Genomic DNA, 14,309 nt, shown 5'->3' with positions numbered 1-14,309 from the left:
TTCTCGGCCAGCCGGTACAGGAGCCCGTACGCCTCGCAGCTCAGGTCCAGGACCGGGGCCCGCAGGGCGCGGGTGCCGAAGATCTTGGTGACGCCCCAGCCCTCGGACCACTGCGAGCGGATAATCCCCGCCGGTTCCGCTACGTGCAGCACTTCCGGCAGCGAGCGCACATCGAACCCCGTGTTCCCCACGCGTTCGTCCCACTCCGCGATGGCGCGCTCGCGCTCCGCCGTCATGCGGGCCGTCGTCTCGGGGCGGGCGAACTGCTCCAGGTTCTCCTGCGGGCGGCAACTCGGCTCCGGGCGCGAGATGAGCACGAACTTGCCGCGCACCTCCGACAGCGACGCCTGGAAGGCTCCGGGGCTGCCCGCGTCCGCGAGAATCACCACCTCCGCCTCGACAGGCCCGTCCGTGGCCGGACTCCACGCGGCCGCCATTCCCTCAAGCGACCGCACCCGCGGCTCGACGAGATCGATGTGGTTGATCCCCCGCTCCCATCCCCGCCACGTGCCGTACTGCTCCTTATAGGCGTCGATGCCCCACTCCGCGTACTTCGCCAGCGCCCAGTCGTTGGCGCCGGACATGGCGGGCGAGCCGGTGAGGCGCGGTCCGATGGAGTCCATCATCACCTGGCCGAGTTCGTAGACCTGAGAGCGCTCGACCCCCTCCTCCCAGATGGCCCGGATGACGGGATCGTCGGACGGGAAGGACTGCGCCGCCAGGTGCCGGGTCGCCCCCGGTGTCACCGCAGCGGTGAGGCTGAGAAGGAATGCCAGCGAGCAGGCGAGTCCGAGACGAACCGTGGGCTTCATGGATCGCTCCCCGAGAAGAATGGAACCTCCTCGAAGGTAGGGGAGCCCAGGCGCGTTGCGAATCCCTGGCCGCGCCCGGACTATGTGAGTTCGGCACCTCACTGGCTTCGAACCCCGATCTCCCCATGCGTCTTGACGGCAAGCGTGCTCTGGTTACCGGCGGCTCGCGGAGCATCGGTCGGGCGATCGCCCTCGGGCTGGCCCGCGAGGGGGCGGACGTGGCGGTCAACTACCGGCGGAGCCGGGAGGATGCCGAGAGCGCTGTCCGTGAGATCGAGGCGCTGGGGCGGCGCGCGGTCGCGGTACGGGGATCGACCGATTCCCGTTCCGACGTCGAGCGCTTCGTCGGGGATGCGCACGACTTTCTGGGCGGCATCGACATCCTCGTGAACAATGCCGGGATCCTGCTGCGGACACCCTTCCTCGAGATCGACGAGGAGGAGTGGGATGCCATCCAGGGCGTCAACCTGAAGGGGTACTTCCTGGTGGGGCAGGCGGTCGCGCGCGGCATGGCCGAAGACGGGACGGCGGGGGCGATCGTCAACGTGTCGTCCGCGGGGCAGGCGGTGGCCGCGCCGAACCTCACGCACTACTGCGTGTCGAAGGCGGGGGTCGAGATGCTCACGAAGCAGATGGCGCTCGAACTCGCGCCCCACGGGATCCGGGTGAACGCCATCGCGCCGGGCCTGATCGAAACCGACCTGAACCGCGCCGACATCGCGCAAGCCGACTTCCGCCAGCGGCGCCTCGCCCGTATCCCGCTCGGGAAGATCGGTGCGCCCGACGACGTGGTGGGGGCCGTCGTGTACCTCGCCTCGAACGAGGAGGCGCGACTCGTCACGGGCGCCAGCCTGTTCATCGACGCCGGCCAGACGATCTGGGGCGCATAGGACGTGGCCATGGCGACCGATACTGAAGACCGCATCCATGTCGAGAGGACCGGCGTCGTCGCGATGGCGCTACCGTTTGCGGAGGCGTTCCCGCTGTTCACCGCCGAGGGCGAGCGACGGTGGGTGGCCGGGTGGGATCCTCGCTACCTGCATCCCGGCGACCCCCATGCCGGAGAAGGCCTGGTGTTTCAGACCATGAAGGAAGGCGCGGGGACCGCGACGTGGGTCCAGACGCGACACGAGCCCGCGGCCGGCGGCGCGTCGTACGTGTATGTGATTCCGGACCACCACACGGCGATGGTGGACGTTCAGGTGACCCCCGACGGTGAGAGCCGAAGCCGGGCGTCCGTGAAGTACCGCATGACGTCACTGTCAGCCGACGCGGACGGTTTCGTACGAGCGTTCGGCGAGGACTTCGAGGATTTCATGGCGCATTGGGCCGAGGCGATCCAGCGACACGTTGTGGAAGGTGTCCCACTCATTCGCGACTGAACGCGGAGGCGGCACCGCGCCGTGCCGCGGCCGGGACCGGCGCGAGCGGGTAGCGTGGGTTCCGCCCGGCCTGCTGCCGGCCGTAGCGGCGGCGCTCCTGACGGGGGCGTGCGGCAATCCCGGCAGCGGTGAATCCGGCCCGTCGGCCGACGCGCGCATGTGGGAGGTTCGCTTCTCCCACGTGCTGTCGACGGGATCCGAGTTTCACCTCATGGCGGAGCGGTTCCGGGATCTCACGTTCGAGCGCACGGACGGACGGTTCAGGGTCGTCATCTATCCGTCGGGACAGCTCGGGGGCGAGCGCGTGGCGTTCGAGCAGATCCAGGTCGGCGCGGTGCACATGGCCATCACGGGCACCCCGGTGCTCTCGGGCTGGGTGCCCGAGACGCAGGTTTTCGATCTTCCCTTTCTGTTCGAAACCCGGGACCAGGGGCTCGCGGCGATGAACGGCCCGGCGGGAGACTGGTGGCGCGACCTGCTTCTGGAGCGCACCGGCGTACGCTCGCTCGGATTCCTCGATTACGGGTTCCGTCACGTCTACAACCGGCGGCGGCCCGTCGAGACGCCCGGGGATCTCGCCGGCCTCAAGCTCCGCGTCCTCCAGAACGCGACCTACCTGGCGGCCTATTCCGCGCTCGGCGTCCAGGCGACGCCGATGAACTACGGCGAGGTCTACTCCGCGCTCCAGCAGGGCGTGATCGACGGCGGTGAGGCGAACGCGATCGGCTTCGTCAGCAGCCGGCTCCACGAGGTGGCGAAGTTCTACAGCTTCACATCCATCACCTACAATCCGATCACGCTTCTCGTGAACGAGCCGTTCTACCGGGGGCTTCCCGCCGAAATACGGGAGACCGTCGACCGTTCCGCGGCCGAGGCGCTCGCCTACCAGAGCGAAGTCGCCCGCCGAATGGAGGCGGAAGCCATCGAGGAGATGCGCGAGGCCGGCGTGGAGATCTCGCGCCCGGATCCGGCGCCGTTCGCCGCGGCCGTCAGTCGGAACGTCCGGGATGCACTGGCGAACGGGCTGCCGGACGGCGAAGCGCTGATCGCAAGGCTGGTGGCGGAGGCCGAGCGCGCGGCTTCCGAAGGCAGGTAGGTTTCCCCGCCGCGATCAGCGGCGTGTCAGATCAGAAGGTTCTGCCAGAGTCGCCGGGTGAACTCTTCGGCGGGCAGGATTTCGATACCATCGGATGTCCGCCGGGCGCGAGCTTCCAGACAAACGATGACTCGGTGCCCGATCGAGGGATGATCCTGGACGACGCTGCGGAGTCCCCGGAGATGGCGCGGGCCGATATTCGGGCTCGCCTTGGCCTCGACCGCCAGCTGCATGTCGCCAACCACGAAGTCCACTTCGGTCCCGCCCGCGAGCCGCCAGTATGAGAGCTCACCGTCGAATTCCCGGTAGCTGAGCCAGGCGGACAGTTCGTGGCACACCCAGTTCTCGAAGGCCTTTCCGTACAACTCGGAGCCGGGCGCCAGGGAACCACGCCGCGCAAGTCGGTTCACGAGCCCCACATCCGCGAAATAGAACTTCGGCGCCTGGATGACCCGACGCTTGGGGCGCGCGCGATAGGACGGGACCCAGCGAGCCAGAAGCATGTCCACCAGAACCTGAAAGTAATTCTTCACCGTCCGCAGCGCGACGCCGCACTCGGCGGCGACGTTCGACAGGTTGACGATCTCTCCGTCGCTCAACGAAGCCGCGTCCAGAAAGCGTGAGAAGGCCGGGAGTTGCCGGACCACTCCCTCCGCGGCGACCTCCTGGACGAGGTAGTCGTTGATGTAGGCGTCCAGGAGGCGAACGGGGCGGGGGGCCCCGTAGATACGGGGGAGGTAGCCCGTGTTGAGCAAGCGGGTCAGGTCGAAGTCTTCACCGAGCTCGGCCGCGGTGATCCCGAGCAACTCGTAGCGGATGGCCCGCCCCCCGAGGAGATTGGCGGCGCCCCGCTTCACCTTGGTCGCGCTCGATCCGCACAGCGCGAAGCTGACGCCCCGGTTCTCCATGAGCCAGTGGACCTCGTCCAGGAGCGCGGGCACCTTCTGGATTTCATCGATGACGATCTGACGGTTCCGGTGAGCCCCCTCCGCTTCGATTTCCTGGCGCAGGAACTCCGGGTTCGTCAGGTAGCGGCGGAACTCGTCGCTCTTCAGCAGGTCGACCCAGCGGCCGTCCGGATAGCGCTGCCGCAGGAGGGTACTCTTGCCGGCCTGTCGCGGGCCCCACAGGAAGAATGTCTCCGTGCCGGCGCTCGGCAGAATTAGTGATCGTTCGAACATACGCTTCAATCTATCATGATAATTTGCAGTAGCAATGCATATTGTCAGAGCGCTGCCCGGTCGCCGGGGGGTTACGCATCCGCCCGGATCGCAGGTAGTATCGCAGGTAGTGTAGCCGGCACGTCTTCCGTGACCCGTCGAGCGGGCGGCTCGACGTCCGGCAACGGAGGCGCCGTTGGCCCGGAAGGGGGCGGCAAGAGAATGAAGCGGAAGCTGCGGGCGCTCAACCGGGTGCTGGTCACGCTCGAGACGTACGCCGTTGGCGTCCTGCTGATTGCGGTCTGCGACGTGGTGCTCCTGCAGGTCCTGATGCGCTACCTCTTCGCCTGGCCGAATCCGTGGAGCGAGGAGGTGTCGCGCTTCTGCTTCATCTGGCTCTCGCTGCTCGGGGCCTCGCTGGCGGTGGCGCGGCGAACCCACTTCCGTTTCGACCAGGTCACCGAACGGCTGCCGCCGCGCGCGAGGAAGGCGGTGGAGACGTCCGCGGCGGCGGTCGTGCTGCTGTTCGCATTCGTCCTCATCGGTACGGGCATCGCCCTCATGGACCTCACCATGGGAGAGCGCTCCGCCGCCCTGAACCTGCCCGTCGCGCTCGTGTATGCGGCGGCGCCGGTTTCCGGCGTGCTGATGGCGATCCACCTGCTTGCCGGAGGAGCAGGCGAGGGTGGGGGGACGTCCGCCCCACCCTCGCCGCAGCAACCGGCGTCGACCGGGGAGGTCGGCTGATGGGCGGACTCCTCCTCGGCGTCTTCGGCCTCCTGGTGCTGGCCGCCGTTCCCATCGGCTTCGCGCTCGCGCTTGCGGCCGTCATCGCCATCCTCGTGGCGGATCTCCCGCTCGTCGTCATCCCGCAGCAGATCGTCGCGGGGATGGATTCGTTCCCCATGCTCGCCGTGCCGCTGTTCATCCTCGCCGGCTACCTGATGGATGTCGGTGGGATCAGCCGTCGCCTGGTGGCGCTGGCCCGCGCGCTCGTGGGCCACCTTCCCGGAGGGCTCGGGCAGGTGGTCGTCATGGCGGAGGTGTTCTTCTCCGGCGTGTCCGGCTCGACCTCCGCGGACGCCGCCGCCGTCGGCGGCATCATGGTGCCCCAACTGACGGCGAACGGGTACGGCCGGGCGCGCGCGACGGCGATCGTCTCGGCCGCGTGCGGCATGGGCATCCTCATCCCGCCCGCCATCGTGATGGTCGTCTACGGCGTCATCGGAAACGTTTCCATCGGCGCCCTTTTCGTCGCCTCGATTGTGCCCGCGCTCCTCATCGCCACAGGCCTGATGGCGCAGATCGGGTGGCAGGCGCGAAGAGAAGGGTGGCCGCGCGGGGAGCGCGCTTCGTTCGCGGAACTCCGCCGCGCGACGCTCGACGCCGTGCTTCCGCTCTTCATGATCGTCGTCATCCTGGGAGGCATCCGCTTCGGACTCTTCACCCCCACGGAGGCTGCCGCCGTCGCCGTCGCCTACGCGTTGCTCCTGGCGGCTTTCGTGTACCGGTCCCTCACGCTCGCGGAGCTTTGGGGCAAGGTCGTCCAGACCGCCGTGGTGTCCGGGATGGTGCTGTTCGTCGTCGGCGCTGCGCACCTCCTGGGCTGGGTCCTCGCCGTCCTGCAGCTCCCCCAGACGGTGGCGTCAACAGTCGTCGGACTCGGCGGCGGCCAGATCGGTTTCATGCTCCTCACGATCCTCGTCTTCCTTCCCTTCGGCGCCATCCTCGAGGGCGTGCCCGCGGTCGTCCTGCTGACGCCGATCCTGCTACCGCTCGCTACGCAACTCGGGATCGACCCCGTGCACTACGGCGCCGTCATCGTGGCGACCCAGGGGATCTCCGTGTTCCTGCCGCCAGTGGGGGTGAGCCTGCTCGTGGCCTGCTCGGTGGGAGGCGTGGACCCGGCGGAGGTCGCGCGTCCGCTCTGGCCCTACCTTGCGCTCATGCTCGCGCTCACGGTCGCCCTCGCGTGCCTGCCCGGCGTCGTCCTCTTCCTGCCGGAACTGCTCGGATACTGAGAGCACCGAGATCCTTGAATGAAGCAACGACGTCGACATCTCGAAACTTTCGAGCAAGACGAAACGAATCAACATCACACTGCCCGAGCGGGGACGGCGAACAGGCTGAACGATGGAGACACGGGAGTTCGAGATGAGGACGGAGCGGTTGCTGCTCCGGCCGCACCGTCCGGAGGACGTGGACGACATATTCGAGTTCGCCCGCGACCCGGAGTGGGGCCGATACCTGACGGCGCCGATGCCCTACCTGAGGGAGCACGCGGTGGAGTTCGTGGAGGACCGAATCCGCACGTCGCGGGACCTGTGGCCGGTGTGGGCGATGGTCCTGGACGGGAAGGTCGTCGGCGGAGTCGGAATCGAGATCGATGACGAATATGCGACGGGAGCCCTGGGCTACTCGCTCGCGAAGGAGCACTGGGGCAGCGGCCTGGTGGCCGAGGCGGCCCGCGCCGTCGTCGCCTGGGCGTTCCGCGAGCGCGGGCTCGCGAAGGTGTACGCGTACGCCGATGCGCGAAACGCTCAGTCTCTGAGGGTGATGGAGAAGCTGGGCATGACCCGCGAGGGGGTGTTGCGCAGCCACCGGACGCTGCGGGAGGAACGGGTCGACGACGTGTACTACGGACTCCTCAGGGAAGAGTGGGAGGGGCGCTGAGTCGATCCGTCAGTACTTGATGTCGGTTCGGCCGACCGTCATCCCGATGTTGCCGACCCGGCGGCCCATCGTGTAGTGCTCGCCGCTCCCGGCGGTCATCCCGAAGAAGTCCACGGCGGGCACGATCAGGCGGCCGGCGTCGTCGATCGCGCCCTCGATGGCGGTCGTCGCCACGACCTCCGCGAGGAAGATCTTCCGCTCGGGCGGCACCTCGAGCGAGTCGAAAATCCGGCACTCGCAGTGGATCGGGGACTCCTCCACCGTGGGCGCATCGACGACCGTCGCCGCGCCGCGCGTCAGCCCCGAGAGCTCGAACTTGTCGGCCACGCGCCCGGAGTTCATATCGACGGTGTCGAACGCCTCGACCATCGACGCAAGCGGGACGTTGAGCACGAACTCGTCGTGCATCTCCAGGAGTTCCCTCGCCTGGTGCTCGAAGGCCGCGCTCACGCCGATCTGGGGCGGGTCGCCGCTCAGGACAAACGTCCACAGCACCGAGATCTCGTCCGGGTCGCCGGGCCGGCCGTTCACGGTGAGCAGGATCGCGGGGACGGGCGGGAGCATGGGCCCCGGCTCCGCAAGCGGGCGGCGAGGCCCGGTGAGCGGGGCCGGCCTACCCCCGCCCACCGGCATCCCCTCGTCCGGCGCACATCCCCAAACGGCGGCGACCGCGGCGGCCGCCGAGCCGCTCCCCAGAAACCGCCTCCTCGACCAGCCGTCCGTTGATGGCATCTTCTTCACCTTCTTCCCCGCCTCCTCGCGCATGACTCGCCGTGCGCCCGGGTATCAATAGATGCCGGGGATAATTCGGTATCTCACCCGCGCCTGGTACTCGGCCCACTTCTCGGGGCCGTATTTTTCGGCGCAGAACTGGTCGTCGAAGCGCTGTCGGAAAATGAACAGGCCGACGATGAACACGAAGTAGGTCCAGGCCCAGGGGTTGGCGAAGTAGCCGAACACGAGGGCGATGGAGAGGGAGAAGAAACCCTCGCCGAGATAGTTGAAGTGGCGGGCGACGCCCCAGAGGCCGCTGCACAGGATCTTGCGGTCGCCAGCTTCGATGTACTCGGGTTCGATGAGGCCGAGGAACTTGCGCTCGGGCCAGCGCTTGAAGGTGTACTTCTGCATGTTGGCGCCGCGCGTGATGCCCCATGCAACGAGGAACAGCGCCGGGGCGCCGATCAGCCACACCTGTCGCCAGGGCGCGGCGAAGCCGGGGTCCGGGTACACGGCCATGCCCCACAGCGGCAGGATGTAGAGCCACCCGTACACCAGGATCCCGCCCCAGATCATCTTGAAGCCGAGCTTCTCGTGGATCACGTCGAACGTGTAGAGCTGGACGCGCTCGAAGATGAAGTAATCGAAGACGTAGAAGGTGAGGAACGCCGCGTACAGGAAGACGCCGGGATTCGAGTCCGCGCCGAAGAGCCCGTAGTGGTAGGCGGCTCCGGAGAGGGCGTTCAGCGACAGCATCGTCCCGCCGACGACGTACAGGAACATCTTCACGTCGAAGCGCTCGTTGAAGAACGAGAGCTCGAGGACGCGCCCTTCCCACAGGGCGGCGAGCGGACGCTCCACCTTGGCGCGCGACCCGCCGAACACGGCGAAGAGGGCGAAGATCAGGCACAGGATCGTGCCGCCGGCCACCTGGTAGGCGGTGGATCGGTAGAACCAGTCCCGCGGCATCCCGGTGAGTTCGAGCGCCCACACGAGTTCCGCGAGCACGAACACCAGCAGGCCGTTCAGACGGTAACCGCGGGGCTCGCCGGTCTCCGCATCGATGACGTAACCCGGGATCCGCCTACCAGGCAGGATGAGCTGTACCACGAAGAACGCGGCGCAGATCGCCAGCGGGGCGAGGAAGCCCGCGACCGCTTCCGTCCCCGAAAGCTCGAACAGGTGACCGATCCCCAGCCATTCAATCATCAGAAAAGGTCCTCTCCGGGGAGCGCCGATGCCTGCCGAAGCCAGCCCGCCAGACGGTCTTCGTCCACCTCGTCCTCCTCATGGATGTGGAAGTACCGGACGTGCTCGTGCTTCGATTTCACCGGCGGCGCGGGACGCAGCGAAGCGCCGTTGAGGAAAGTCACCTTGATGTACCGCGTGAAACAATGGAACGAGAGGAACCAGCCCTGGTTCTCGATGCCGTAGAAGGGCGAGTTCCAGCGGACCGCCTTGCGGACGTCGGGCACGCTCCGCTCGATGAGCGCGTCGAGGTGGCGGCCGACCTCCCGCTTCCAGCCCGGCATGGCCGCGATGTATGCCTGCACGGGCGCATCTCCATCCCCTTTCGGAATCTGGGGATTGCCGCCGGAGAGGAGTTTCGCGACCAGGCTCGCTACCCCTCCGTCCGCGCGAACCGCAGGTTCCTGACCCGCCCGGCGTCGACGGTCATCGCCTCGTACCGGCCGCCGGCGAGTTCGGAGAATCGGAAGGTCGGGCCGTCCTCGGTCGTGAGTTGTCCGTCGGCTTCGGCCGCGAGCGCAACCGGGTCCCGCCGTCCGACGCGAAGGGTGAGCCCCGCGGAGCCCTCCTCCTCGATCCGATAGGTGGCGTCCAGTTCGGGGCTGTAGAAGGATCCGGCGTAACGCGACCGATTCGGGATATCTCGGTCGGGCTGAGCGTCGGAGGCGTCGTCCTCCGCTGGGGCCTCCTCCGCCGTCTCCGCCTCCGCAGCCTCCGCCACGTCGGCGACCTCCTCGGGCGGGTCCATCACGTCTTCCAGGTAGATCTCGGCCGTGCTCCGGATGAGGGCCATGGGATCGATCCTCGACCGGTTGCACAGAGCCACGAACGAGTAGCCGGCGTCCGGATAGCGGGACATGCCCGTGCGGTAGCCCACCCACGAGCCGCTGTGCCCCACCGTGGCCACCCCCCGGTGTTCGCCGTGGGAGAGGCCGAAGGCGTAGGGAATCGTGTCGCCGGAGGTGAGCACGCCCCGCTCGTGCATGAGCGCGACCCATTCGGGTCCGCCGACCGTGCCCTCGGTGAGGTTGCGGTCCCACGCGGGCCACTCCTCGACCGAAGTGTAGATGCCGCCGTCTCCGACGACGTCGAGCGTCGTCATGTCGATCCGGAAGCCGTCATCGGTGGGCGAATAGCCGGTGGCCCGGTCGGAGACGACCTCGTTGTGGTCGTCGTGGAAGTGCGTGCGAGGCATGCCGAGGGGATCGAAGAACTCGGCCTGGGCGAACTCGCGCAGGCTCTGACCCGATACCCTGGCCACGATCTCGGCGAGCAGGACGTAGCCGGAGTTGCTGTACAGGTACTCGGCGCCCGGCGGGAAGTTGAGTTCGCGCTGCCGGTGGATCGCGTCGAGGATGTCTGGATTCGTGATGAAGTCCTCGCTCCGGCTCCCCGCCAGGGAGAAGACCCCGAGGTAGTCGCGCACGCCGGAGGTATGGTGGATGAGGTGTCGGACCGTGGGAGGGTCGGGGTAGTCGGGGAACTCGGGAACGTAGCGCTGGACGGGAGCGTCCAGGTCCACCTCTCCCCGGAGGGCGAGGAGGGCGACGGCACCGGCCGTGAACTGCTTGGAGACGGACGCGATGCGATAGATGGTCGCGGGGCGGTTCGGGATGCCGTAGTCGAGGTTGGCGGCGCCGTAGCCGGTGGCGTGGATCAGGCGGCCGTCCCGGATCACGCCCAAGGAGCAGCCGGGCCCATCGGCGCTGGAGTAGTCGGTGAAGACGGCGTCGAGCTGGGCTTGCAGTTCGTCGTCGCCACCCGGGGCGCAGCCTGCCAGCGCCCCGGCCAGGACCGCGGCAACCGCGGCCGCGCGGATCGAATGAAGGTCGAGGCGCCGCGGCGGCGCGGTCATGATCGCCCCCTCGGCCAGAGGCTGAACGGGTCGCGCGCGAAGATCCGGCGGACCATCGGCTCGAAGAACTCCAGCGGCAGCGAATCGTAGTCGGGATCGAACGAGGACTGGTCCCAGCGGTGGCAGAAGTCCACGGCGTCCTGGTACCAGGGGTGGTCGCGGTACCTGTCGCGCGCGTTGGGGTCGCGGCCCATGTGGTGGGCGTAGTAGACGAGCTGGAACAGGCCGTGGTGCCGGACGATCCAGTGCGTCCGCTCGGTCACGAAGGGGCGCAGGAGGAGCGCGGCCAGCTCGCCGTGGCTGTGCGGGGCCAGCAGATCGTCGATGTCGTGCAGGAGCGCGGCGACCACCATCTCCTCCTCCGCGCCGTCGCGGTGGGCGCGGGTCGCGCTCTGCAGGGAGTGCTCCAGCCGGTCCACCTGGTAGCCGCCGACCGAGCCGGAGAGCTGGCGGAGGTGCGCCAGGACGCGGTCCGCGGTGTCGGCAGCGAAATCGTCCTCGAGGCGCGAGAGCAGTTCGTAGTCCTCGCGGGTGCCGTCCTCCATGCGGGTGAAGCTGACCACGGGGCCGCTCGGCTCCGCGCTCGCTTCGGCGCTCGTCCCAGCCGTACGGGGCATGCGGGTCACTCTCCGCTTGAGGGGTTCGATCGGGGGCTCCTCGCCGCAGCGTCGGCCCAAGCGAAGGGCATTGTCAAGATCGCTCGGGCGTCCGTAGCGTTCACTGGAGGCCGGTGACCACGGACCGGGAGGATCGACCATGGGTGCCTCGATCAGCAGTCTCGTGCAGAACGGCGACGCCCTGACCGCGGTCTGGAGCGATGGCGAACGCACCGATCTCCCCTACCTCTGGCTGCGGGACAACTGCGGCTGCGGCGAGTGCTGCGTGGAGCAGACCACGGAGAAGCGGTTCCACGTCTTCCGCGTCCCCAGCGACCTGAGACCGATGACGGTCGATATCGACGGCGCCGGATCCGACGACGAGGCGATCTCCATCGCTTGGCCGGACGGACACCGCACGCGCCACCGGTCGAGCGACCTTCACGACCTCCTGAGCCGGCCTCGTCTCGAGTTGCAGTACTGGGACGGCGAGTTCCAGCCGCGGAGGTTCGACTACCAGCGGTTCTTGGCGGACGACCGCGCGGCGGCGGAGTTGATCGAGGAGTTTCTGCGCACCGGGGTCTGCGTGCTGGTCGACGCCCCCACCGTACCGGATTCGCTGGAGGAACTCGCGCCCCGGCTGGGTCCGGTCCGGGAGGTCCTGTTCGAGCGCATCCACAACGTCAAGCTCGATCCGAAGGGATACAACATCGCGCACACGGCTCTGGCCGTCGGAGTGCACAACGATTTCACCAGCTACACGTGGCCCCCGAGCGTGCAGGCGCTACACATGCTCGTGAACGAGTGCGAGGGTGGCGCGTCGACCGTCGTGGACGGTTTCGGCCTGCTCGATGCGCTACGTCGCGAGCACCCCGACAAGTTCGACGCGCTGTGCTCGGTGCGGGTTCCGTTCCGCATCTTCAGCGACGAATACGAGTGCTACGCGGCCAACCCCATGGTCGACCTGGACACCGACGGGGAGATCAGGATGATCCGCTTCAACACGGCGCAGATGCAGGCCATCCCCCTCTCGGAGCCCCGGCTGGGCGAGTTCTACGCCGCCTACCACGAACTGTCGCGCCGCGTCAACGACCCCGGCGCCCAAGTGACCTTCCGGTTGGAGGGCGGGATGATCCTGCTGTGCGCCGGACACCGTGTCCTCCACGGCCGCACCGAGATGGTGTCGTCCGGGGCGCGCCACCTGCAGGACGCCTACTTCGAACACGACAACGTCCGCACCCACCTCAGACTCCTCCGCCGCACCGGCCGCGCCTGAGGCTCCTGACCCGTCGTAACCATGCAAATCTAACGTGCGATGTAAGGTTTGCATGGTTATTTGACGCCAGCGTGTCCAAACCTGCCGCTGTATCGTTGCCATTTCTGCCGGTGATCTGTGTCCGTTTCTGCCGTTAAAACTAGGCCAAATCTGCCGCTGTACCTTTCCTCAGCCCTTCCGAACGATTACGATTCTGCCTAGTAACGATCCGATCCAACCGGTGCAGGTGCTCCATTGGCCTATCGTTCCAGAATCGTCGACCGCGAACTCACCGAGCGCTTGCAGGCCACCGGCGCGGTGGTCATCGAGGGTCCCCGGGCTTGTGGAAAGACCACCACGGCGCGGCAAATCGCCGCCAGCGAGGCGCGGCTGGACATCGACGATGTGGCCCGGCACCTGGCCAGGCTCGAGCCCGCCCGCGTCCTGAGCGGCGACGTGCCGCGGCTGATCGACGAATGGCAGTTGGAGCCGGCGATCTGGAACCACGTCCGGAGGGCCGTCGACGATCGTGGCCTCCCGGGTCAGTTCATCCTCACCGGATCCGCCGTTCCAGCCGACGACGCGACGCGCCACACCGGGGCGGGACGCCTTACAAGACTCCGCATGCGTCCGTTCTCACTCTTCGAACTGGGTCGCGCTTCCGGTGAAATCTCGCTGGCGGGCCTCCTGGAAGGGGCGCGTGCCGGGGCGGACAGGTCGGTGATTCCGCTTGGCGATCTGGCGGAACTGATCTGCATCGGTGGCTGGCCTCTGAACCTCGAGTCCAGCACCGAAGTCGCGCTCAGAGCGAACAGGGACCACCTGGACGAGATTCGTCGTGTCGACATCTCCAACGGCGACGGCAGGAGGAGGGATCCAGTGAGAGTGGGCATGCTCCTCCGGTCCCTGGCCCGGAACGTCGCGACGCCGGCAGCGACGGCGACCCTCGCCTCCGACACCGGCGAAGGCGTGTCCGCCATCAAGGAGCACACGGCCGCCGAGTATCTGAGGGCGCTGGAACGCATAATGATCCTGGAGAACCAACCCGCCTGGCCCACTCACCTGCGATCCCGGTCGGTGCTGAGACACAAGCCGATCCGGCACCTTGCGGATCCCTCTCTCGCCGTGGCGGCCGTGCGCGCGACTCCCACGCGGCTGCTCCGCGACCTCGACTTCCTGGGACTCCTCTTCGAGTCGATGGTCGTGCGGGATCTGAGGGTGTACGCCCAGGCGGCGGACGCCGACGTGTTTCACTACCGCGAAAAGGCCGGCCTCGAGGTAGGCGCGATCATACAGTGCAACGATGGTCGCTGGGCGGCTTTCGAGGTAAAGCTCGGCGAGGGAAGAGCGGACGAAGCCGCGGACAACCTGCTCCGCCTGGCGCAAAAGGTGGACTCGGATCGGATGGGGCCGCCGGCCGCGCTGGGCGTGATCGTAAGCAGCGGGTATGGTTACACCCGGGAGGATGGGGTGAGCGTGATCCCCGTGGGGGCGCTGGGTCCCTGACCCGCGACG

At 67.7% G+C, this 14,309-nt stretch carries 14 protein-coding genes and 1 pseudogene; 8 read left to right on the top strand and 7 right to left on the bottom strand.

Translation table 11 applies throughout. From position 1 onward, the window contains the following. Positions 1 to 812, bottom strand: a pseudogene (locus RN729_RS07730) (peptidase M28); the annotation flags it as partial. 125 nt (positions 813 to 937) lie between these two features. On the opposite strand from RN729_RS07730, the gene RN729_RS07725 reads away from it, so the two are divergent. Genes RN729_RS07725 through RN729_RS07715 form a run of 3 tightly spaced genes read left to right on the top strand, consistent with a single transcriptional unit; the run spans position 938 to position 3,290 of the window. Further along, on the top strand, positions 938 to 1,702 hold the full coding sequence (locus RN729_RS07725) for a 3-oxoacyl-ACP reductase family protein (RefSeq protein WP_310783355.1): 765 nt from the start codon (positions 938 to 940) through the stop codon (positions 1,700 to 1,702). Between the two features lie 9 nt (positions 1,703 to 1,711). Next, positions 1,712 to 2,194 (top strand): hypothetical protein, encoded by a 483-nt coding sequence (locus tag RN729_RS07720; RefSeq protein WP_310783353.1) that lies wholly within the window; start codon positions 1,712 to 1,714, stop codon positions 2,192 to 2,194. Further along, the gene (locus RN729_RS07715) at positions 2,172 to 3,290 is read left to right on the top strand and encodes a TRAP transporter substrate-binding protein (protein ID WP_310783351.1); all 1,119 of its coding nucleotides are present in this window, start codon (positions 2,172 to 2,174) and stop codon (positions 3,288 to 3,290) included. Before RN729_RS07720 ends, RN729_RS07715 begins: the two co-directional genes overlap by 23 nt. Before the next feature lie 26 nt (positions 3,291 to 3,316). Here RN729_RS07715 and RN729_RS07710 read toward each other — a convergent pair whose 3' ends face one another. Then, entirely contained in the window at positions 3,317 to 4,471 is a 1,155-nt protein-coding gene (locus tag RN729_RS07710; protein ID WP_310783349.1) for a DUF4143 domain-containing protein, read from the bottom strand. Positions 4,472 to 4,672: 201 nt separating this feature from the next. Between RN729_RS07710 and RN729_RS07705 the strand changes: the two genes are divergently transcribed. The 3 genes from RN729_RS07705 (at position 4,673) to RN729_RS07695 (ending at position 7,123) form a co-directional block, all read left to right on the top strand. Next, complete coding sequence (locus RN729_RS07705) at positions 4,673 to 5,197, top strand: TRAP transporter small permease (protein WP_310783347.1); 525 nt, start codon at positions 4,673 to 4,675, stop codon at positions 5,195 to 5,197. Further along, the gene (locus RN729_RS07700) at positions 5,197 to 6,471 is read left to right on the top strand and encodes a TRAP transporter large permease (RefSeq protein WP_310783345.1); all 1,275 of its coding nucleotides are present in this window, start codon (positions 5,197 to 5,199) and stop codon (positions 6,469 to 6,471) included. The genes RN729_RS07705 and RN729_RS07700 overlap by 1 nt, the downstream gene beginning before the upstream one ends. A 133-nt stretch (positions 6,472 to 6,604) precedes the next feature. Continuing rightward, a complete protein-coding gene (locus tag RN729_RS07695) occupies positions 6,605 to 7,123 on the top strand; it encodes a GNAT family protein (protein WP_310783343.1) in 519 nt (172 codons plus the stop codon). A 9-nt stretch (positions 7,124 to 7,132) separates the two neighbouring features. Here RN729_RS07695 and RN729_RS07690 read toward each other — a convergent pair whose 3' ends face one another. From RN729_RS07690 to RN729_RS07670, 5 genes are all read right to left on the bottom strand, one after another. After that, positions 7,133 to 7,687, bottom strand: a complete 555-nt coding sequence (locus RN729_RS07690; protein WP_310783341.1) for a flavin reductase — start codon at positions 7,685 to 7,687, stop codon at positions 7,133 to 7,135. Positions 7,688 to 7,909: 222 nt separating this feature from the next. Then, the gene (locus RN729_RS07685; RefSeq protein ID WP_310783339.1) at positions 7,910 to 9,049 is read right to left on the bottom strand and encodes a DUF1295 domain-containing protein; all 1,140 of its coding nucleotides are present in this window, start codon (positions 9,047 to 9,049) and stop codon (positions 7,910 to 7,912) included. After that, positions 9,049 to 9,456, bottom strand: coding sequence for a DUF1801 domain-containing protein (locus RN729_RS07680; protein WP_343218907.1), 408 nt, complete (start codon positions 9,454 to 9,456; stop codon positions 9,049 to 9,051). The genes RN729_RS07685 and RN729_RS07680 overlap by 1 nt, the downstream gene beginning before the upstream one ends. Before the next feature lie 5 nt (positions 9,457 to 9,461). Next, positions 9,462 to 10,943, bottom strand: a complete 1,482-nt coding sequence (locus RN729_RS07675) for a serine hydrolase domain-containing protein (RefSeq protein ID WP_310783336.1) — start codon at positions 10,941 to 10,943, stop codon at positions 9,462 to 9,464. Then, the gene (locus RN729_RS07670; RefSeq protein WP_310783334.1) at positions 10,940 to 11,560 is read right to left on the bottom strand and encodes a hypothetical protein; all 621 of its coding nucleotides are present in this window, start codon (positions 11,558 to 11,560) and stop codon (positions 10,940 to 10,942) included. Before RN729_RS07670 ends, RN729_RS07675 begins: the two co-directional genes overlap by 4 nt. A gap of 139 nt (positions 11,561 to 11,699) precedes the next feature. Between RN729_RS07670 and RN729_RS07665 the strand changes: the two genes are divergently transcribed. Both RN729_RS07665 and RN729_RS07660 read left to right on the top strand, forming a co-directional pair. Next, the gene (locus tag RN729_RS07665; protein ID WP_310783332.1) at positions 11,700 to 12,815 is read left to right on the top strand and encodes a TauD/TfdA family dioxygenase; all 1,116 of its coding nucleotides are present in this window, start codon (positions 11,700 to 11,702) and stop codon (positions 12,813 to 12,815) included. Between the two features lie 234 nt (positions 12,816 to 13,049). After that, positions 13,050 to 14,300: a DUF4143 domain-containing protein gene (locus tag RN729_RS07660; protein ID WP_310783330.1), complete on the top strand. Its 1,251-nt coding sequence runs from the start codon at positions 13,050 to 13,052 to the stop codon at positions 14,298 to 14,300. Positions 14,301 to 14,309: the final 9 nt, after the last annotated feature.

The sequence above is a fragment of the Candidatus Palauibacter polyketidifaciens genome, assembly GCF_947581785.1.
GTDB classification, from domain to species: domain Bacteria; phylum Gemmatimonadota; class Gemmatimonadetes; order Palauibacterales; family Palauibacteraceae; genus Palauibacter; species Palauibacter polyketidifaciens.
This window is presented reverse-complemented; position numbering and strand designations above follow the sequence as displayed.